Genomic DNA, 17,245 nt, shown 5'->3' on the forward strand with positions numbered 1-17,245 from the left:
GGTCAGACCTCCTTGGCGAGGTACCGGAGCCGCTTCGGAAGCCGCTTCGCGGCGTCGATGACGGCCTGGTTGAGGCGCAGGTACTCGGGTGTCTCGTGGGTGATGCCGGCGGCGGCTTCTTTGGCCGTGTGCTCGTGCAGGTTGGCCTGTGCTCGCCGGAACGCGGCGAGGTGCTCGTTCTCGGCGGCGTACACGTCGAGCTCGTACTGGCTGATGGGCATGGCGATCTCCTAGAGGTTGCGGCTGTGGGCGAGGTTGGCGGCGCGGTCGAAGGCGAGGAGCACGGGCGCGCTGCTGGTCTGCTGGGCGTTCCAGGACGGGATCGTCTCGGCCTGCCAGTGACGCTTGATCGCTTCGAGGAGGATGAAGCAGGCCTCGTCGGCCTGCCGGGGGCTGTCGGCTTCGAGGCGGATCGCGCGGATCGGGCAGACGGCACCGGACTCGTCGAAAAGGGCGTCCCGGCACCAGCCGACGGTCTCGATCCGCACCCAGGCCCGGTGGAGGAGCGCGGCGAGCGGCGTCCGGTACGGGCAGGGTCCGGCCGGGAGCGGGGTGGTGACGGGGAGGCGGATGACGTCGTCCAGGTCGACCGGGGTGGTGGTGATGCGGGCGTCGACGGCGAGCGCGGCGAGCGCGAGCCGCTCGTCGATGGTCAGGGCTCGGGGCGGGCTTGTCGTGGGGGCGGTGATCGTGGTCATGTGGGTGGGCTCTCTGCGCGGTGACGTGTGGATGAGTGGCGGGGCGCCCCTGGGTTGCTGGCAGGCTTCGAGGGGCGCCCCGGCGGCGCTATGCGCCTTCGCCGAACTTGACGGCCATGGTCGCTTCGAGGAGTTCGGCGGCCTCACTGCCGTCGGTCTGCCTGGTGTTGAAGCGTGCGGTGACCTCGGCAACGATGCGGTCGGTCGCCTGGCGGTCGCCGCGCTTCTTCGCGGCGACGTAGTCGCGGACGGACTTGTGCTTGTACTGCATGGCGATCTCCTTCTGGTTGGGTTGGCGGTCCGGAGGGTCTATCGGCGGCTGCTGGCCTTGGCGCGGTCGCCACGGCGGAGCCGGTCGAGAACTCCTTGAGAGGTGGGGCCGGCGACCTGCGGTCCAGGCGTGCCGATCTCGCGCATGTCCGGCTTCTTCTCGTAGACGGTGCCTTCCTGGGAGAGGAGGCCTTCGGCGGAGAGGTGGCCGGTCATCCAGTGGCCGGTGATCGGGGACCGCCAGTCGAAGGTGTGGGCGGCGTACAGTTCGTCGGCCTCGTAGGGCGCGATGTTCTTCGCGGTTTTGCGGATGGTGTAGACGGTCTTGCCCTTGCTGAGCCAGCGGTCGAGGTCCTTGGCGCCCTTCTTGGTGGGCTCCCAGGTACGTCCGGCCATGAATGATCTCCTGTCTCGGGTGAAGGTTGCTTTGTCATGCTTTGGGTGGTCTGTCGGGTGGTAGGCGCCCGGTCGGTGAGACTTTTGCGGTGGTATGTCACCCGGTCGAGCCTCCGACGCCCTGGTCGCCCGACCGGGCCGGGTCTCCGTCCGACCGGGCGGCATACCGGGTCATACTGGTACGAGACCACGCGCCGACCGGGCGACGACCGGGTGATTTGCCCTACTTCCCGGCGAGCTGCTCACGGAAGTAGCCGTTCGGGTTCGCCAGCCCGTCGAGTGGGCCCAGCTTCCGGGTTCCGCCCACACCGGCCGCGCGCAGCCGGGCCTGCAAATCCGTCTCGGTCAGGTTCTGGTAGAGGTCCGGGCGGTGGGCGGCCAGCAGCTCGACGAGCCGCTTGGTGCGGGCCCGGTCCACTCCGTCGGCATCAAGGACGGCGATGCAGTCGGCGAGCAGTTCGCCGCCCTCGGTCGCCCGACCGGCCGTGCCGTACTTCGCGGCAAACCCGGTCAGCGTGCCGGCGTCGATGCGCAGCTGCCGACCGCGCAGACAGATCTCGCGGAACTCGGGGATCGTCATGAAGTCGGTCTTGAGGGTGACGTGGCCCTCCTCGCCGCCCTGGTCGAGGACGACGACGCCCTTCTGCGCGTCGAGCAGCATGTGCGGCGCCGCACCAGCGGCCACGGCGTCATCGCCGAGGACCATCCGGGAACTGGCAGCGCCCTTGACCCGGAAGCAGGCGCGCTTTCGGCACACGTCGCGCAGCAGGGTCGGCACGCTGGTGGCGTCGGGGCGCTGGGTGATGAGCAGGGCCATGCCGCCTGCGTACCGGCTGACACGGACGTACCGGGCGATGGTCTCGACGAGGACTTCCTTGCCGTTGCGCCCGCGGTCCTTGCTGTCCGGGTCGTCGTCCGTCTTGATCTTCATCATGGCGGCTGCGTCCAGGAGCTCCTGCAATTCGTCCATGATCAGCAGGGTCAGGCCGCGCTTCCACAACTCCGCCAGCTCCGGAGTGAGCTTGCCCTCGGGGCACTGCTCCGGGTGCTCCTCGGACAGCTGCTCCAGGCGCTCGCCGATCTCCTGCATGTCCGCAATCAGCGAGTTCAGCAGGTCCAGAACTGCGAGAACCTTCTCAGGAGTGTTGCCCGCTACGTAGGAGTGAGCGATCTGCTTGGTGGCGGCCCAGTCCGGGCCGGCCTTGCCGGTGGCCACGTGGACAGTCACGGACGGATCCAGGGCGGCGGCTGCCGCCACCAGGCGAGCCAGGAACGACTTGCCGTAGTCGGGCAGACCGCCCAGCAGGATGGAGCACCACACCAGCTCCAGGACGTGCCGGCCGCCGCGGGCGTCGGTGCCCAGCGGCACGCCGTACTGCCAGAAGTCGAGGCGGTCCGCGGTGAGCAACGGCGAGGGAATCGGCTTGCCCCCGTAGGGGTTGGGCTCGTTCGCCACCCACAGCACCACCTGCCCTTCGTGGCCGTCCTCGGAGGTGTCGGCGCGCATCTCGACCTGCGACTTCTTCACTCGCAGTGCCGAGGCGAGTTCTTCGGCGCGGGACGTGGCAGCGGCGGCCTTCATGCCGCGGGGCAGTTCGATCGTGGCCGTCCAGCCCGGTCCGGCGGGCTGGACGATGCCGACGACGTGCGTCTCGTCGCGCTGCGCTTCGGAGATGATGCTGGCCTTGACGAGCGCGGTGATCAGGTCGGCTTCGCCGCGAATCCGGGCTTCGTCCCGCGGGGCGGCCGGGTCCTGGGGCAGCTCGACCGCGCCGGGCTGGGGGCGGGTCCGGCCGTGGAACGCGCCCAGGCCCCAGGCGCCGAGCCCGGCAAGCAGGTCGATCCAGAGGCTGCCGGTGACGGCGCCGAAACTCACCCCGCCGGCGACCGCGCCAGCTGTGATCGCGGTCTTCGTCGCGAAGGCCTTCCGGTGCTCCTTGTAGTCGTCGCGGTAGCCGTCGGCCAGCTTCTTGAAGTGGGCGGCCTGGCCGACGTCGCCGGCCGCGTCACGGACGGCCTGGTCGGCGTCGGCGATCAACTGCGGGTAGTGGTTGTGGTAGCGGTCCAGCCACCGCCGGCCGAGTTCCCGGTAGCCGCGGAAGGTGTGCGGCAGCAGGGCCAGGGAGGCGATCTGGTTGGTGCGCTCGGCGATCGTGCGGATCGAGGCGACCGGCTTCCGGTCGGCCGGCTCGTCCTTGAAAACGGGCGTCTCGGCGATCGGCGGCACGAGCGTCAGCGGCGGACGCTCCTCAGGCAGCGGGGTAGCCATGGGGCTCCTCAGTGATGGTGGCCGTTGGCGGCGGGGATGCGGCGGGGAGAGCCGCCGCGCTCAAGGGCGGCTTCCTTCTTGGCGATGGGGTGGAACGGCACCGTGTCGCCTTTGCTGCGACGGTGCAGCGGAGGCACCTTGCGGCCACCCTTCTGTGCCGCCTTCTGAGGCTTCTCCGAGACGGGGGGTAGATCGGACGCGACCTGCGAAGATCCAGGCCGTGAGATGAGCGCCGAGGGGGCCGGGTGTAGCAATTGGAGGAGGCGGCTGCGAGTACTCACAGGGGACCCGTTCGCGGCGTCCATCGCGTCCGCCAGGGCCTTGCTCGACGCCAGCTTCTCCGCATGCAGATCAGGGGTCATCCCGGGCAGATTGGTGCCGTACTTGATCTCCCACGCGGCGGCGAACGCGTCCTCGAACGAGAGCTTCCCGTAAGGGGCGGCGGACACCAGCTTCCGGGCCAGCTTCACCACGGCCTTGTGATCATTGCGGCGTCGCTTCTCGTGCTCCGCGCGGGCCTTCTCCTCGGCCCGCTTCTTCGGGTCGGCGACCGCGGCGGTGAGGGTGAGCACCCACTGACGGACCTCGAAGAACAAGGGACCGCCGAGCGTGACCGCGGCGAGCCCAACACCAGCGATGTGGGCGTTGTCGGGGCTGACGCCGGCCGAGGTGAGGCTGAGCCCGTACTCGTAATTGATGTTGGCGGCGAATCCGGCGGCGGCCAGCGACAGTACGCGCAGCACCCACCGCACCCAGACGGGCAGCTTCTTCTCGTCGGCGTAGGCCACGCCGGCGGCCATCACCCACGCCGCGCCCTCAACCGCGGGCCCGATCGGGAACAGCATCCAGTAGATCTTGACGAAGTGGATGATCTGCGCGGGGAGGGAGGCGAGCGCCGAGGCGGCGACGAGGGCGAGTGTGCCGCGCCGGTACACGTTGCCGGGCGTGAGCGCCTTCTCGCGGCGGGCCGCGCGGGCGGCACGGCGCTGGGAACGCTCGCGGCGCCGCTGGGCCTTCTCCTCCCGCTCATCCTTGCGGGCCTCGCGTCGTTCCTCGCGGCGCAGCTTGGACTCGAACTCGCGGTCCTCCCGCCGCTGCTGGGCGTCGGCGGCCTTGTCGGCGCGGCGCTCCTCGAACCAGCTGCTCACGGTGATCGATTCCTCTCGGGTCAGTCGATGCGTTCGACGGTGACGATCAGGTCGCGGGGGTCGGTCTTCGCCGCGGCGATCCGACGTTCGAGATCCGCCTGGTCGTAGACGGTGATCGAGTCGGTGGGTGCCTTGGTGACCGGGTCGACGGGCTGGCCGGTACGCGAGGTCGCGGTGAGAATCCAGGCCATCGGGCTCACGCCTTCCGCAGCTGGTCGGGGCTGTAGGAGCGGTATCCCTTGACGGCCTCGGTGAGTCGGCCGTCGATGCCCTTCACGACGACTTCGCCGCCGGTCTCGTCGTAGAACACGACGCCGGTCTTGCCGATCGTCCCCACGTTCTCCGGGCCAGCGGCGATGACGGTGACGCGGTCGCCCTTCTTGAAGCTGCTCATGTCGATCAGTCCTTTCGGTGGTCAGCGGGTGGTCTGGGTGGCGAACAGGCGGTCGAGGGCGGGCCACAACCGGTCGTTGCGGCCGTAGTCCGGGTCGATGAGGCAGACCTGCCAGGCGTCCAGCACCTCGGCCATGGCCGGCTTGCTGATGCCGCGCCAGATCTGCCGGAGGACGCTCGGCGGCATGTACTGGCCGAAGCGGGTGTACGGCCGGCCGCCGCGGATCGTGCCGGTGTCGCCCTGCCCTTGGGGCAGCAGCCGCGGGTGCGCGATGAACACCGTCACCCCGGCGGCCTCGCCGGCCCGGCGGATCCGGGTGAGGAGCTGCTCGTCGGCGACCAGCCCGGTCACCGCGGCCCGCTGCTGCCAGCGCAGCCCGTCGAATCCGCGGCCGTCGTAGCCGGGCTGCGACTGGTCGGTGAGGAACCCCGCCTGGTTCGCCGCGGCAAGGGTCGGGATCAGGGCGGCGGTCTCTTCGGCGGCGCCGTCGTCGTAGCCGGGCCACATCGACAGCTCACCCTCCAGCCACAGCGCCATCAGCTGGGCCATCTCCGGCAGGGTGCGCGCCGAAGCCCAGCGGCGTCGGTCCTGCAGCTTCTTACGCAGCCCGGCCATCACAGGGCCGCCTTCGCGGGCCGGTTACGGAGCCAGGCGATGACGCCCAACCCGAGCCAGGCCGGCCCCGGGACCAGGCCGACGATCACGGCGATCCCGGTCAGGGCGGCGGCGATCGGGGCCGCAGCCGGCGGCCACACACCGACCGCGATCAGATACACGCCCAGCAGGGCGATCAGGATGATGCGGAACATGACGACCTCACAGGTCAGAAACGGGTGGGGGTTGCTGGTCAGATCTCCAGGGCTCACGTCCCGAGCGGACGCGAGCCGAGGGCTACTGATCAGCGGTTGAAGGCGTTCTCGTGTGCGGTGGCCTTGCGCTGCGCCTCCTCCTGGGAGGCGCCATGGCCGTAAACGCGACGGCAGGAGCAGTAGAAGGTCCACCACTCGCTGCTGGTCTGCTCGACCGTGGTGATGTGCTTCTTGCGGGTGAACAGGCCCATCAGGGCTCCTCTCGGGTCAGATGCGGGGGGAGTAGACGTAGCCGTCGATCACTACTTCCTGGGCTTCCATCCTGTTGGCCTTCATGTGTTCGACGGCCTGCCGCGCGCCCTGCTCGGCGGAGTCCGCCTCGACGTTGCCCCTGTACACGAGCCCGCTGCGGGTGATGGCGACGAAGTCGAACGTCATGGGTGGGTCCCTTTCTGGGCCGGGACTGTCCCGGCTCCCCTCACCGCCCGCGCGCTGTCGGGCGGATCGGGCAGCCGGTCAGTCGTTCTCGTCGTCGCCGGGTGGACCCCAGATCTGCGGCGGGCAGTCGTCCATGGCCTCCGGGTCGCGGATCGTGCCGGGCGGCAGCTGCTCGTAGTGGGTGGCCGGCATCAGGCGGCGGCCGGGAGGTGCAGGCCGCGGATCTCGTCCATCAGCGGCAGCTCGTCCGGGTTCGCCTCGTCGTACAGGGCGACCTGGTAGGCGATGTACGCCCGGTCGATCGCGTCGGTCGCGGCGAGGTAGTCGGCGATGAAGCCGGCACGGACAGCGGCCTCGGCCTTGGCGACGACGGTCTCGAACGGGTCCTCGGACGAGATCAGGGTGAGCGTGGACATTAAGGATCCTTTCGGGATCAAGAGAGGGGTGGAAGGTCAGGCGGTGGGGCGGGGCATGGCGCGGCACTTCTCCGCGTGGGCCTGGGCCCAGTCGCGGGCGGCGTCGCCGAGGCTGCTGGCGAAGAAGTCGTCGCCGAACGTGCTGGCGTCCATCCCGAGGTACGTGGAGACGTCCTTCTGCCTGCACCCCTGGCAGTAGGCGGTGATCGTGATGTCGGTGACCGTGCCAACGCTGGTCTGGCGGTCGATGCCGATGGCCTTGATGTCGACGGTGGCGCCCGCGATGGTCAGGTAGCGGGCGATGACACCCTCGGGCCACTCGGTCGACTGGGCGGTCTGGGCGGAGGCAGGCATGGCGGATCTCCTCGGCTGGTCAGGCTGGGATGGGAAGGGGTGGGTCAGGCTTCGATGACGTGGGCGATACGGCTCTCGGGGATCGAGTCCGTGACGCCGCCGCTGTACTGCAGCACCACGAAGTCGCCGTCGTAGGCGCAGCTCTCCAGGCGCTCGGTCGCCCCCAGCGCCTCGAAGTGGCGCTCGTCGCCGTCGACGTAGCTGGTGCCGTCCGTGGTGATGATCTGGAACTTGGGCATGGCTGGTCTCCTCAACTGGTCAGGCTGGGATGGGATGGGGGTGCCGCGGGCGGTATGGGCGAGGGGATGGCACCGCCCGCGGCGGATCAGGGGTGAGGGGCCGCGAGTGGCGGCTGGGGGATGTACCACCACCCGCGGCAATCAGGGGCCCTACTTGGGCAGGGGGTGCTCGCTGCGGTCGTTGACCGCATGGAGCCGGCGCATCATGCGCTCATAGCCGACGAACCCGGTCGCGAGCCGCTGCCCGGTCTCAACGTCCGTGACGGCCACCCGCAGCAGCCGGCCGGAGTCGATGGGCTCGGCAACCGCGGCGATCACCTCGTCCGCCTTCGCCTGCGCCGCAGACAGACGCTCCAGGTCGGCGCTCACTGCACACCTCGCTCGGCGTCGAGGGCCGCGAGCAGGTCGAGCAGGACCCAGTGCAGGCCGGTGGCGGCGCGGATCATCTCGTCCTGGCTGTGGATGTTCGCCTGGCCCTTCTCGGCGAGGACGTTCCGGGCCCGGGCGATGGCATCCTGCAGAGACGGGACACCGACGTGCGCGTCCCTCTCCGGGCCGTGAAGCGGGGTGAAGGAGGCCACGGTCACCACCCCCGCAGCTGCATCACGCGGCGGCGCTCGGCCGGCTCGATCGGCAGCGGCGGCAGATCCGGCGTCGGCTCCACACGGCGGACGAACGTCGCCAGGTCGTGGGCGAGGCGGTCGGCCTCGGACAGGCCCGGCTGCGTCGGCGCGGGACGGGCGGCGTCGGCGGTCACCGGGCCACCCCCGTCCCCTGGACCTCGGCCGCGTAGGCGGTGGCCTTCGCGAGCATGCCCGGTACCTCGTCGACACCGTCACCACCCCAGCCGGCGAGCGGCACCCAGCGCTTCGGCGCCTGCCCCTCCTCGAAGTCGGGGTCGGTGTCGTCGGCGGTCGGCAGCCGGAACGTGTCCACGGCGAACCGCGACCACCGGCCGGCGGGCTCCTCCGTGGCCACGATCAGCACCGTGCCCGCACGCTGGATGCCGAGGATGCGTGCGTCGGACGGGGAACCGATGACGTCCAGGGCGCGGCGGGCGATCAGCTCGCGAAGCCGGGCGATACGGGCCGGACGGTCGACAGTCCGGTCGGCGATTGCCGAGATCGATGCGGTGGTGCGCTCGGCGCTCTGGAACGCCGGTACGATCTGAGTAGCCACAGGGTCTCCTCTGCAGAACCTGGTGGTCAGGGCCGGCACGCGAGGTAGGAGTCGCGTTGTCCGGCCCGTCTTCTTTTATGTGCCGTCCGCGGACTGTGCCGGTAGGAGTGGACGACTCGCCTTCCTCTCAAGCTGCGGCTTGAGCGGCTGACTGATACGACCGTAGAGCCGCGGCTGGGGCGAGTCAAGCGGGCCAACTCAACTTCTCCAATCGAGTCTTGAGTACACGTCGGATCGCCCGTACCCTCACGGCATGGCCGACCTCCCCGACGCACCCTTCGCTCCTTACGAAGACCAGCTCCGATCCATCCCGGACCTCACTGAGCGATGGGCCACGTTCGTCGACCTCGCCAGTCACCTGGAGCACGAACTCGAACGATTCCGGCGCCGGCAGCGCCAGGAGATCGCCCGCGGACTCAAGGACAAGGGCAAGACCTGGCGCGAAGTCGGGGAGGTCATGGGCGGGGTCACGTACCAGCGGGCCCACCAGTTCGGCCAAGGCGAATGACGAGGTCATGCGTCCAGCAAACGCCCATAACGCGCGTGGTTGAAGGACGTTCCCCCGACACGACAACGCCATAGCGAGCACGACCAGACACCGCGGTGACACCGCCCCGTCGCCGCCCTGCCAGACCCGAGCGCCACGAGCACGGGAGCCCCCACAGTGGACATCGCAACCTGGACCGGCCGCACCGCATGCCTCCTTCAGCAAGCCATGCGGCTGACCAACGAGGCGTTCGCCGAGCGCCTCGGGATCAGCGAGCGGACCATCAGCCGGTGGCACGCCAATCCGGCGATGGTTCACCGGACCGAGGTGCAGCAGATCCTGGACATCGCATACGAGGAGGCGGGGGAGGCAGTGCAGCGACGGTTCGCGCTCCTGCTCCGGCCTCCCGAGCCGAGCGTGCAGGCGCAGGCCCTGCGGGTAGCGATAGCGGTCGTGCTGCGCGGCGACGACGTGCTCTTGGTCTGCAGGCGCGGGGACGGCGAGCTGCGATGGCAGTTCCCCGCCGGCATGGTGAAGCCAGGCGCCGCACCGGAGACAGTGGCGGTGCAGGAAACCCACGGGGAGACGGGCGTGCACTGCACGGTCCGGCAGCGGCTCGGCGAGCGCGTCCACCCGGTCACCGGCGTCGTTGCGACGTACTTCCTTTGTGACCATCTCGCGGGTGAGGCCACGAACCGGGACGCCGTCGAGAACGTCGACGTCACCTGGGTCCCCCGCGCCGCGCTGACCCGCTTCATCCCGTCCGCGCAGATCTATCCGCCCATCCTGAGCGCCCTGGAGGCAGCCGCATGACGACCGAGACGACGACCGAGAAGCCTCCCGTGTCGGTGGCGATCATCGTCGACCAGGGGAAGGTGCTCATGGCGCGCCGACGGGCCGCCGAGGGCGAGATCTCTTGGGTGTTCCCCGGCGGTGCGATCGAGGACGGCGAGAGCCCGGAAGCGGCGGCTGTCCGCGAGGTGGGCGAGGAGACCGGGCTGAAGGTCGAGGCGATCAAGGTTCTCGGGGATCGCGTGCACCCGAAGTCTGGCGTACCGATGCACTACGTCGCCGTCCGTCTCGTCGACGGAGAGGCCCGGGTTGCCGACGCAGAGGAGCTGGACGCCATTACGTGGGCGCAGCACTCGGAGCTTCCCGGCCTGGTGCCCTACGGTCTCTTCAAGCCGGTGCAGGAGTACCTCGACGAGGTGCTTCCGCGCTAGCCGTTGCCCCTGTTTCTCACTCGAAAGAGTGGCTGGGCCTCTGCTCCGGGTTGTGAGTGAATGGAGCAGGCCTGAAAACGCGAACGGCCGGGCGGTGGCGACCGCCCGGCCTGTTCGACCGGCGAGTGGCGACTCGCCGATCATCACCCACCCCTGCGAAGGATGGAGTTCTCCATGACGGTAGCAGCCCCTGCCCGTTTAACGCCCCCCTCTTTGTCGACAGACCACCTGCTCGACGCCCCGCTCCCCCAACTGCTGGCCGAGCACAACGTCGAGGTGTCGACGCTGGAGACTGACCCGGGTTTTACCGGCGGCGCCTACGTCCGCGGCGACGGCTCGCTGCTGTTCGTGCGCCCGGCGGGCCGGCCGGAGGCGGAGTGGGAGATCGTGGCCCGCGCGATGCTGGGCCGGCTGCTGGGGGTGCCGCTGCCGGACCTGCCTGACCTGTACCAGCTGACGGAGATGCAACCGTCCGCGTAGCCTCTGGCCACTCCAGCCCCGTCCGTGTTGCACGGGCGGGGCTTCGCCGTTCGCGCCCTTGTGGCCGGCCTGCGCTGCCCTGACCGTGGTCTGTCAGCGGGGTGTCGTCTGGGCGAGAGGGGTCTTGCGTGGCTGGTCGGTGGGATGACGTGGTGGGCCGGTTGCTGATGCACGCGGCGGCGGTGCTGCACAGAACGGTGGCCGGCGAGGTGGCGTATGGCCGGTGGATCTCGCGTCGGGATCGGACGTTGCGAGCCGCGCATCGCCGAGGTCTGCCGGTGGACGTGTTGGCCGCACGGATGGGGCTGACCCAGGGCTGGATCCGGCAGCGGTTGAACTCCAAGAAGCCGGCTGAGCCGTCGACGCTGGAGGAGGCGGCGTAGTCGGGCATGCGAAAGGCCCCGCCCGGGGTGAGTCCGGGCGGGGCCTTGGGTTGTTCAGCCGGCGTATCCGATCTGCACGACGGTGATTGCCTTGTTCTCGTGGTCGAGGAGTACGGCGATGGTGATGGTGCCGTGGGCGAGGGTGCGCATGATGCCGTCGTCGACTCCGTAGGGGGCGGAGTGGGCGAGGGGGTCGGCGAGCGCGTCGAGGAGGCAGACGCCTATGTCGCGTCGCCCGTCATCGGGTAGGGACGCGTAGATGGCGTGGATGCTGGGGCCGAGGTGGAGGCGGTAGGTCACGCGGCGCCTCGGCGGATACGCTCCGCATCCTCCAGTACCTTGTCAGTCACGTCGATGAGGCTAGCTTCATAAGAGGCCGGCAGGTGGCCGTGCTCCTTGAAGTGATCACGAAGCTGTTCAACATGATCACGTCCGGCTTCCCATTGCTCAACGAAGCGCACCCATTTGTCGACAATCATCGAAAGCTGATCAACGGGTGCGAGGTTGATCTCAGCTAGGAACTTCTGCCTGGTCAGGGGATGCGGGAGGGCGTGGGCGATTGAGTCGATGGTCCACGTCTGCTCTCTCATCGCCGCCTCCGAGTGAGAATATGTCACTGCGTCTTCAGCGTATCGGGTCGGCGGTATCAGCCTGATACCGCCAGCCGAAATTCACCATCCGTGATTTCTCATACACGCATTGGCATATGCCACTATGCGGCCCGCCTGGCTGCGAGCTGCAGACGGAAGAGCTGCTGCCGGTCGTACTGGCTGCCGCAGGCCTGGCAGCGTTTCCCCGGGCTCTCTATGGTGATCTTCAGGGTGGCGCCGCAATCGCAGGTGACACCGAAGGACCGGACCCCGCGCTCGCCGCCGGTGACGGTCTGGCACTGGCGAACGAGGCTGGCCACCTCGAACGCGAACTCCTGGAAGGCTCCGTGTTCGGCTGCGGCCCAGGGCAGCAGGTTCCGGAGCCGGCCGACGGCCTGGTCGCACTGCTGCTGCAGGTCGCCGTCCCAGCGGGGGTGGGTGTAGCCGAGCGTCTCGTGCCAGTCGACGAGCCAGGTCTGGAGGATGGTGACTACTCCACCGCGGGCCGCCAAGCTGAGTGGCCCGAGCCGGAGCGGGAGGGGGGCTGTGCGGCTGCCGGAGACGGCGGGCCCGCCCGACCCGCTACCGGGGTGGAGTGAGGCGCTCAGGCGGGCGTACAGGCCCTGCGGTCCGGCGAGCGCGGCGAGGTTGGCGGCGACGCGTTCGGTGCAGGGCCGGCAGGTCTGCTGCTCGTCGTCGTACAGGGCGGCCGGGCAGACGATGCAGATACGGGGCGCGTCCATGGCGGTGCCTTTCGTGCAGGCGGTGCGGTGGTTAGAGCCAGTCGCCGACGACGTGGATGTCGACGATGCGGTGGTACTGGTGGGCGGTGAGGCCCTGGCCGCGGATGTCGCGCCAGCGGGGTTCGGCGGGGTCGGTGAGTTCGGCGGCACCCTGCCGGCAGAGGTTCTCCCAGTCGTGCCACAGCGGGTCGCAGTCGCCGAGGGCGAGCGGGGCGCTCATGCTGCTGCCTCCCGCTGCTGGCTGGCGTGGGCTATGCGGGCGAGTTCGGCGAGGCTGATGTCGCCGCTGTAGATGGCGAGGGCGACGGCGTTGGCCCGGTCGCGGGCGCCGAGGGTGGCATACACCTCGACGAGGTGCCGGTTGATGGTGGCGCCGGCGACGCCGAGTTGCCGGCCGATCTGGTCGTTGGTGTAGCCGTGGGCGGCGAGGCTGAGGACTTGTCGCTGGCGGATGGTCAGCACGCTCACGGCTGCTCCTGACGGTGGGTCGCTCGGGTCGCTGCCGCCGGCGCGGGCTGGTCAAGGACGGCGCGCCAGCGTTCGTAGTCGTCGGGCATGGGCTGGCCGCCGCCGAAGGTGATGCAGTCGAGGGCTTCGCGGAGGGCGGTGGTGAGCGAAGTAATGGCGGCCTCGGCGCGGGCGCGTGCGGCCTCGGACTTGTTGGACGTGTCGTGCGCGATGCTGAGCAGTTCCTCGGCCTGGTCGGCGCGCCGCTTCTGCTGCTCCCAGTCGTGGACGGTGGGTGTGGCGTCGCCGCGTCCGCAGGCGGGGCAGTAGCCACGCGTCACGGTCCGGAGCGCGGCGAGTTGGGCTTCGAGTTCTTCGACGCGTCCGGCGTAGGAGCCGGCGGCGATGTCAGCGGATTCGGCTTCGGCCCAGGCGAGGCATTCGGTACGGGCTTGGTCGAGGTCGCGGTAGAGCTGGTCGAGTTCGGTGTCGGTGATCGTGGACGCGGTCCGACGGTCGGTCACTGGTGCTCCTCGTTGACGTGCCGGTCGCGGGCGCGTTCGGCGGACTGCTGGCTGGTGTGGTCGAGGGAGAGCCAGCCGTCGCAGGTGTCGGTGCCCCAGCAGCGGAACACCCAGGCGGGGTCGCCTCGGTCGGTGCGGTAGGGCAGGACAACGAGGCCGGTGGTGGTGGCGGGGGTGGGGGTGTCGGTCATGCGGTGAACCTCCGGACGGGGATGCCAGCCTGCTCGGCGAGGGCGGCGCAGCCGGTGGCGCCTCGGCTGCCGTTGCGGATGAAGGCGAGCACCAGGTCGGCGCCGTCTTCGACCATCCGCTTGTTCCGGATGGGGCCTGCCGCGCGGCCGTGCTGCTTCCAGTTGGCGCGGTAGGTAATGGCGGGGACGTGGGCGGCCATGGCCCAGAGACCGGCGATGCGGTCAGCTCCAGTTGGGCAGCCGCCGTGGACGATGAGCAGTCGGTCGGGGGCGTGGTCGAGGGATTCGTCCAGGGCGGTGCAGATCGTGTCGGTGTCGTCCCAGTCGCGGCTGCCTGTGACGAGTACGCGGTAAGGGGTCGGGCGGTCGGTCATGCGGGCTGCTCCTCGGCGTGGTGTGGGGAGGCACCGGTGGCGTTGTCGTTCCAGATGGTTCGGCCGACGGGGCCGCGTGCGCTGACGTGGTAGTCGCCGTGCTCACCGTGGGCACTACGGTGCCCGGCGCGGAGCACGCAGGTGTACACGCCGTGCTCGCTGTTAAGGCGTGCGGTGCAGGGCGGGATGTCGGCGTGGACGGTGGCGATGTGCTGGTCCGTCTCGCTGGCGGGCTGCGGCTGTTCACAGTGTGGGCACAGTTCGGAGATGAAGTCGGCGCTCATGCGGGCTGCTCCTGGTGGTGGGCGGGGTGCGGGCTACGGCTGGGCGGTCAGTTCGCGAGGACGATCACCCAGCAGACAAAGGTGATCAGCCACAGGACGGCGTTCGCAGCGACCATCCAGTGGGGGATGGTGACGGTCTCGTTCATGGGTTCTCCTCAATGTTGGATCGGCTGTGCGCCTGTTTGGGGCGCGTTCATTCGTCTGGGTGAAGCGAGGGGCTTGGGCGGGCTGTTCGTCCGCGAGAGGGGCGTTCAGGCCCCGTCTCGGGCCCCGGCCGCCCGCACGGTGACAGCCGGGGTGGGGGTGGGTCAGCGCGGCCGGTGGGCGGGGCAGGGCTCGCGTTCGCTGTCCTCAGCGCAAAGCCGGCAGCCGTCCGGACCGTGGAATTCGGCAGCGTGGCCGCAGCGGCACAGGGCGGGGACGTCAGCCACGGCGCACCGCCTCGCCGTCGACTGCTGCCGGCGGCTCCGCCACGGGGGCGGGCTCGCCGTCGATGCCGAGGATGTGCACCGGGTCCATCGGTGGCTGCTTACGCTCCTCGGCAGCGGGCTCGTCCTTGCCCGCCAGGTGCTGCGCGATCTCGATGCACGCGTCGCACTCCGTGCAGCAGCCCGCGAGTTCGGCGGCGAGGCGCTCGGCGAAGGCCCGCTCGATCGCGGCTCGATCCGTCGGCGCCTTGCTGTTCGCGGGCGGCTCGCCAGCCAGCCGACGCAGCTCTCGGGCAACGTCCATGCCGCCGATGGCGTAGGAGCAGTCAGGGCCGTACCGCTCGTCCATCAGCCGCTCGGCGGCGTCGGCTCCCTCCCGCAGCGCCTCGGCCCGCACCGCAGCCCGGTCCACGGGTTCGGGCAGCACGGCCAGCATCGCGGCCAGTGCGGCGACGGCGATGTTTCGCGGGTCGTCCTCGACGCAAGCGCCGCTGTCGCTGCGCCCACAGCGCTCCCACACCGCGGCGGCGATGGCCTCCAGCTGGGGGTGGCCGTCGATCCAGTCGGTGGGTGCGGCGGCCCGGCCGGGGTTGGCGAGGCAGGTGCCCGGGTCGATGCCCTCGCAGTTGCCGCACGTGTGCTCGGCGGCCCGGTCGGCGGGCGACTGCACCGCGGGCTCGATCTGCGCCGCACCGGTGAGCCAGGCTTCCCGGTAGGTGGGGAACGTGAGGATCGAGTCGAGCAGCTCCGTAACGGGTGTGCACTCCTTCTCGGCGGTCAGGTGCTCGGCGTGCAGGTCCAGCAGATCGGCCGCGCGCTTGATGCCGGCGCGGTTCTCGGGGAGGCCGGTCGTTTCGTCCGTGCGGAGGTTCGCGGCTAGGACGTCGGCGTGGTGGGCGAGGAGCGCGGCGAGCTGGTTGCGCGTGAGGTAGATGTCAGCGGGCGTGCGGTCGGGCTGGTTCATCGGGGCTCCTTCGGTAGGGTCGGGGCTGACGGCCGCCCGGATACGCCCCGGGCGGCCGTCGTCGTGCGGGGCCGGCTCACGCGGAGGCGGGGGCGGGTTCGACGCGGAGGTCGCGGAGTCCGTGCTGCCGCATCAGGTCGGCCGCGGTCTCGATGTGCGCGGCGGACAACTCGATCTCCAACTCGTCCATCAGCTCGGGGTGCTGCTCGGGGTCGTGGCCCCACTCGCGGACGAGGACGGCGCCAAGGTCGCGCATCCCGGACAGCGGTGACAGGTAGCAGGCGCACAGGTGCTCATAGGCCGACCGCGGGATGGTCACCCAGTCCGGGTCGTAGCGGATGTCGTAGGGCACGGTGCGTGTCTCCGTTCGGTGTGGTGGTCGTGGTGCCGCGGGGGCCGCGGGTCAGGCGCCGGACGGCGGCAGGACGGCGGCACGCTCGGCCGCGGCTTGGCGGTTGCGCTCCAGCTGGGCCACGGCCTCGTCGTGCGGGAGCTGCCGGTACGCCTTGCACGGGCAGGTCTTGCCGAAGGCGAAGCAGGAGTGCGGGGCCGGGGCGGTGTGGGCGCGGTGGCTGTGCCCGCACTTGCAGAGGCGGGGGGTATGCGGGTTCCTCGCGGTGGCCAGCTCGGCGCGGAGCGCGATCAACTCGGACTCGCGGCGTGCGGCCAGCTCGCCGTACTCGCGGGCCTTGTCGCGGAGGCGGCGGACTTCGGCGACGAGCGCCTTGGTCACCTCGGGCGGCATGGCGGCGATGTACGCGGCATCGGCCTGGACCTGCGCCCAGTCCTCCTCCGCGGTCCACTCTCGGTGGCCGGGGTCGTTGTCGAGGGGCTCCTCGTCGAAGCGGGCGATCGTGCGGCGGGCGCTGTAGCCGGTGCCGGTGTCTTCCAGGTCGGCGGCGATCTCGATGAGGCTGTCGCCGCCGTACTGGTAGACGCCCCACGGTCCGGGGGTGGCGGCGTCGGCGCGGGCCTGGATGGCGCCGAGGTCGAGGGGCGGCGTGCTGGTCATGTGGGTCTCCTTGTGGCGGTGGTGGGGTGTGCCGCGGATCAGGCGGCGGTCTGACCGTGGATGACGCGGAGCTTCGGCTTGCGCTGCCGTCGGGGCGTGAGGGCGGCTTCGAGTTCGGCGCGGTGTGCGGCCTGCTCCTCGGGCGTCCAGGCGGGTGCCGGCTCGGTGCTGCTGCCGCGGGCGGGTCGGACGTGCCCGAACGTGCCGGTCGGGATTGCCTCGGCCATGAGGCGCTCGTAGGGGGTCATGCTGCGGTGTCCTCGGCTTCCTGGTAGCGGCGGGTGTGGACGGTGGTTCGGGGGCGGTGTTCGTCGTGGCAGGGGGTGCCGGGCTCGACCTGGCAGTGGGGGCAGCAGGCGGTCTGCTGTGCCCAGGCGGAGACCCGCTTCGGGTGGGGCTCCGGTAGCAGTCGGCCGTTGGTGCGGAGTTGGCAGGGCTTGCCGGCGAGGGCGTGGCAGTGGGGGCAGGCGACCTGCCGTGCGGGGTGTGCGGCGGTGCTGTGGAT

Annotated in this window: 38 protein-coding genes; 5 read left to right on the top strand and 33 right to left on the bottom strand. The window is 70.3% G+C overall.

Annotated elements, in window-relative coordinates; genetic code table 11:
* Positions 1-2: 2 nt before the first annotated feature.
* The 19 genes from CCN44_RS18295 to CCN44_RS18365 form a co-directional block, all read right to left on the bottom strand.
* Complete coding sequence (locus CCN44_RS18295) at positions 3-221, bottom strand: hypothetical protein (protein WP_059253267.1); 219 nt, start codon at positions 219-221, stop codon at positions 3-5.
* A 9-nt stretch (positions 222-230) separates the two neighbouring features.
* A complete protein-coding gene (locus CCN44_RS18300; RefSeq protein ID WP_086698275.1) occupies positions 231-698 on the bottom strand; it encodes a DUF6197 family protein in 468 nt (155 codons plus the stop codon).
* 88 nt (positions 699-786) lie between these two features.
* A complete protein-coding gene (locus CCN44_RS18305; RefSeq protein ID WP_059253263.1) occupies positions 787-969 on the bottom strand; it encodes a hypothetical protein in 183 nt (60 codons plus the stop codon).
* Between the two features lie 38 nt (positions 970-1,007).
* A complete protein-coding gene (locus CCN44_RS18310; protein ID WP_059253261.1) occupies positions 1,008-1,364 on the bottom strand; it encodes a hypothetical protein in 357 nt (118 codons plus the stop codon).
* 223 nt (positions 1,365-1,587) lie between these two features.
* Positions 1,588-3,633: a hypothetical protein gene (locus tag CCN44_RS18315; RefSeq protein WP_086698276.1), complete on the bottom strand. Its 2,046-nt coding sequence runs from the start codon at positions 3,631-3,633 to the stop codon at positions 1,588-1,590.
* 8 nt (positions 3,634-3,641) lie between these two features.
* Positions 3,642-4,781: a hypothetical protein gene (locus tag CCN44_RS18320; RefSeq protein ID WP_086698277.1), complete on the bottom strand. Its 1,140-nt coding sequence runs from the start codon at positions 4,779-4,781 to the stop codon at positions 3,642-3,644.
* 20 nt (positions 4,782-4,801) lie between these two features.
* Positions 4,802-4,972 (bottom strand): hypothetical protein, encoded by a 171-nt coding sequence (locus CCN44_RS44455; RefSeq protein WP_158103115.1) that lies wholly within the window; start codon positions 4,970-4,972, stop codon positions 4,802-4,804.
* 5 nt (positions 4,973-4,977) lie between these two features.
* Positions 4,978-5,175 (bottom strand): hypothetical protein, encoded by a 198-nt coding sequence (locus CCN44_RS18325; RefSeq protein WP_086698278.1) that lies wholly within the window; start codon positions 5,173-5,175, stop codon positions 4,978-4,980.
* Between the two features lie 21 nt (positions 5,176-5,196).
* Positions 5,197-5,790, bottom strand: a complete 594-nt coding sequence (locus CCN44_RS18330) for a DUF6919 domain-containing protein (RefSeq protein ID WP_086698279.1) — start codon at positions 5,788-5,790, stop codon at positions 5,197-5,199.
* Entirely contained in the window at positions 5,790-6,041 is a 252-nt protein-coding gene (locus CCN44_RS18335; protein WP_143649843.1) for a hypothetical protein, read from the bottom strand. The genes CCN44_RS18330 and CCN44_RS18335 overlap by 1 nt, the downstream gene beginning before the upstream one ends.
* 32 nt (positions 6,042-6,073) lie before the next feature.
* A complete protein-coding gene (locus CCN44_RS44460; RefSeq protein WP_158103116.1) occupies positions 6,074-6,235 on the bottom strand; it encodes a hypothetical protein in 162 nt (53 codons plus the stop codon).
* Between the two features lie 16 nt (positions 6,236-6,251).
* Positions 6,252-6,422, bottom strand: coding sequence for a hypothetical protein (locus CCN44_RS44465; RefSeq protein WP_158103117.1), 171 nt, complete (start codon positions 6,420-6,422; stop codon positions 6,252-6,254).
* Between the two features lie 191 nt (positions 6,423-6,613).
* A complete protein-coding gene (locus tag CCN44_RS18340) occupies positions 6,614-6,838 on the bottom strand; it encodes a hypothetical protein (protein ID WP_086698281.1) in 225 nt (74 codons plus the stop codon).
* A gap of 36 nt (positions 6,839-6,874) precedes the next feature.
* Positions 6,875-7,192, bottom strand: coding sequence for a hypothetical protein (locus CCN44_RS18345; protein WP_086698282.1), 318 nt, complete (start codon positions 7,190-7,192; stop codon positions 6,875-6,877).
* A 44-nt stretch (positions 7,193-7,236) separates the two neighbouring features.
* Positions 7,237-7,431, bottom strand: coding sequence for a hypothetical protein (locus CCN44_RS18350; RefSeq protein ID WP_059253247.1), 195 nt, complete (start codon positions 7,429-7,431; stop codon positions 7,237-7,239).
* A gap of 150 nt (positions 7,432-7,581) precedes the next feature.
* Positions 7,582-7,800: a hypothetical protein gene (locus tag CCN44_RS18355; RefSeq protein ID WP_059253245.1), complete on the bottom strand. Its 219-nt coding sequence runs from the start codon at positions 7,798-7,800 to the stop codon at positions 7,582-7,584.
* Positions 7,797-8,012, bottom strand: coding sequence for a hypothetical protein (locus CCN44_RS18360; RefSeq protein ID WP_143649845.1), 216 nt, complete (start codon positions 8,010-8,012; stop codon positions 7,797-7,799). The genes CCN44_RS18355 and CCN44_RS18360 overlap by 4 nt, the downstream gene beginning before the upstream one ends.
* 2 nt (positions 8,013-8,014) lie before the next feature.
* The gene (locus tag CCN44_RS44470) at positions 8,015-8,188 is read right to left on the bottom strand and encodes a hypothetical protein (protein WP_158103118.1); all 174 of its coding nucleotides are present in this window, start codon (positions 8,186-8,188) and stop codon (positions 8,015-8,017) included.
* Positions 8,185-8,610: a hypothetical protein gene (locus CCN44_RS18365; RefSeq protein ID WP_086698284.1), complete on the bottom strand. Its 426-nt coding sequence runs from the start codon at positions 8,608-8,610 to the stop codon at positions 8,185-8,187. Before CCN44_RS18365 ends, CCN44_RS44470 begins: the two co-directional genes overlap by 4 nt.
* A gap of 253 nt (positions 8,611-8,863) precedes the next feature.
* On the opposite strand from CCN44_RS18365, the gene CCN44_RS18370 reads away from it, so the two are divergent.
* The 5 genes from CCN44_RS18370 (at position 8,864) to CCN44_RS18390 (ending at position 11,183) form a co-directional block, all read left to right on the top strand.
* The gene (locus tag CCN44_RS18370) at positions 8,864-9,118 is read left to right on the top strand and encodes a hypothetical protein (RefSeq protein ID WP_086698285.1); all 255 of its coding nucleotides are present in this window, start codon (positions 8,864-8,866) and stop codon (positions 9,116-9,118) included.
* A 207-nt stretch (positions 9,119-9,325) separates the two neighbouring features.
* Positions 9,326-9,910: an NUDIX domain-containing protein gene (locus CCN44_RS18375; RefSeq protein WP_272934878.1), complete on the top strand. Its 585-nt coding sequence runs from the start codon at positions 9,326-9,328 to the stop codon at positions 9,908-9,910.
* The gene (locus tag CCN44_RS18380; RefSeq protein WP_086698287.1) at positions 9,907-10,320 is read left to right on the top strand and encodes an NUDIX hydrolase; all 414 of its coding nucleotides are present in this window, start codon (positions 9,907-9,909) and stop codon (positions 10,318-10,320) included. The genes CCN44_RS18375 and CCN44_RS18380 overlap by 4 nt, the downstream gene beginning before the upstream one ends.
* Positions 10,321-10,533: 213 nt before the next feature.
* Positions 10,534-10,800: a hypothetical protein gene (locus CCN44_RS18385; protein WP_086698288.1), complete on the top strand. Its 267-nt coding sequence runs from the start codon at positions 10,534-10,536 to the stop codon at positions 10,798-10,800.
* Positions 10,801-10,928: 128 nt separating this feature from the next.
* Positions 10,929-11,183, top strand: coding sequence for a hypothetical protein (locus CCN44_RS18390; protein ID WP_237480819.1), 255 nt, complete (start codon positions 10,929-10,931; stop codon positions 11,181-11,183).
* Positions 11,184-11,237: 54 nt separating this feature from the next.
* Here CCN44_RS18390 and CCN44_RS18395 read toward each other — a convergent pair whose 3' ends face one another.
* The 14 genes from CCN44_RS18395 to CCN44_RS44475 all read right to left on the bottom strand — a co-directional run.
* Positions 11,238-11,483 (bottom strand): hypothetical protein, encoded by a 246-nt coding sequence (locus CCN44_RS18395; RefSeq protein WP_059253231.1) that lies wholly within the window; start codon positions 11,481-11,483, stop codon positions 11,238-11,240.
* The gene (locus CCN44_RS18400) at positions 11,480-11,773 is read right to left on the bottom strand and encodes a hypothetical protein (RefSeq protein ID WP_059253228.1); all 294 of its coding nucleotides are present in this window, start codon (positions 11,771-11,773) and stop codon (positions 11,480-11,482) included. Before CCN44_RS18400 ends, CCN44_RS18395 begins: the two co-directional genes overlap by 4 nt.
* 122 nt (positions 11,774-11,895) lie before the next feature.
* Entirely contained in the window at positions 11,896-12,516 is a 621-nt protein-coding gene (locus CCN44_RS18405; protein ID WP_059253227.1) for a hypothetical protein, read from the bottom strand.
* Between the two features lie 31 nt (positions 12,517-12,547).
* Positions 12,548-12,736: a hypothetical protein gene (locus CCN44_RS18410; RefSeq protein ID WP_086698289.1), complete on the bottom strand. Its 189-nt coding sequence runs from the start codon at positions 12,734-12,736 to the stop codon at positions 12,548-12,550.
* Positions 12,733-12,984 (bottom strand): helix-turn-helix domain-containing protein, encoded by a 252-nt coding sequence (locus tag CCN44_RS18415; protein ID WP_059253223.1) that lies wholly within the window; start codon positions 12,982-12,984, stop codon positions 12,733-12,735. Before CCN44_RS18415 ends, CCN44_RS18410 begins: the two co-directional genes overlap by 4 nt.
* The gene (locus tag CCN44_RS18420) at positions 12,981-13,487 is read right to left on the bottom strand and encodes a hypothetical protein (protein ID WP_086698290.1); all 507 of its coding nucleotides are present in this window, start codon (positions 13,485-13,487) and stop codon (positions 12,981-12,983) included. Before CCN44_RS18420 ends, CCN44_RS18415 begins: the two co-directional genes overlap by 4 nt.
* Entirely contained in the window at positions 13,484-13,678 is a 195-nt protein-coding gene (locus CCN44_RS18425; protein ID WP_086698291.1) for a hypothetical protein, read from the bottom strand. Before CCN44_RS18425 ends, CCN44_RS18420 begins: the two co-directional genes overlap by 4 nt.
* The gene (locus CCN44_RS18430; RefSeq protein ID WP_059253219.1) at positions 13,675-14,052 is read right to left on the bottom strand and encodes a DUF2493 domain-containing protein; all 378 of its coding nucleotides are present in this window, start codon (positions 14,050-14,052) and stop codon (positions 13,675-13,677) included. The genes CCN44_RS18425 and CCN44_RS18430 overlap by 4 nt, the downstream gene beginning before the upstream one ends.
* Positions 14,049-14,336 carry a hypothetical protein gene (locus CCN44_RS18435; RefSeq protein ID WP_059253217.1) on the bottom strand — a complete coding sequence of 96 codons (288 nt, stop codon included), beginning with the start codon at positions 14,334-14,336 and terminating at the stop codon, positions 14,049-14,051. Before CCN44_RS18435 ends, CCN44_RS18430 begins: the two co-directional genes overlap by 4 nt.
* 423 nt (positions 14,337-14,759) lie before the next feature.
* On the bottom strand, positions 14,760-15,728 hold the full coding sequence (locus CCN44_RS18440) for a hypothetical protein (RefSeq protein ID WP_086698292.1): 969 nt from the start codon (positions 15,726-15,728) through the stop codon (positions 14,760-14,762).
* Positions 15,729-15,804: 76 nt separating this feature from the next.
* Positions 15,805-16,080 (bottom strand): hypothetical protein, encoded by a 276-nt coding sequence (locus CCN44_RS18445; RefSeq protein WP_086698293.1) that lies wholly within the window; start codon positions 16,078-16,080, stop codon positions 15,805-15,807.
* Positions 16,081-16,131: 51 nt separating this feature from the next.
* On the bottom strand, positions 16,132-16,740 hold the full coding sequence (locus tag CCN44_RS18450) for a hypothetical protein (protein WP_086698294.1): 609 nt from the start codon (positions 16,738-16,740) through the stop codon (positions 16,132-16,134).
* A 38-nt stretch (positions 16,741-16,778) separates the two neighbouring features.
* Positions 16,779-16,988, bottom strand: a complete 210-nt coding sequence (locus CCN44_RS18455) for a hypothetical protein (protein WP_086698295.1) — start codon at positions 16,986-16,988, stop codon at positions 16,779-16,781.
* A partial coding sequence (locus CCN44_RS44475; RefSeq protein WP_086698296.1) for a zinc finger domain-containing protein occupies positions 16,985-17,245 on the bottom strand: 261 nt, incomplete at its 5' end. The genes CCN44_RS18455 and CCN44_RS44475, both read right to left, overlap by 4 nt.

Source organism: Streptomyces tricolor (genome assembly GCF_002155905.1).
Lineage (GTDB): Bacteria > Actinomycetota > Actinomycetes > Streptomycetales > Streptomycetaceae > Streptomyces > Streptomyces tricolor.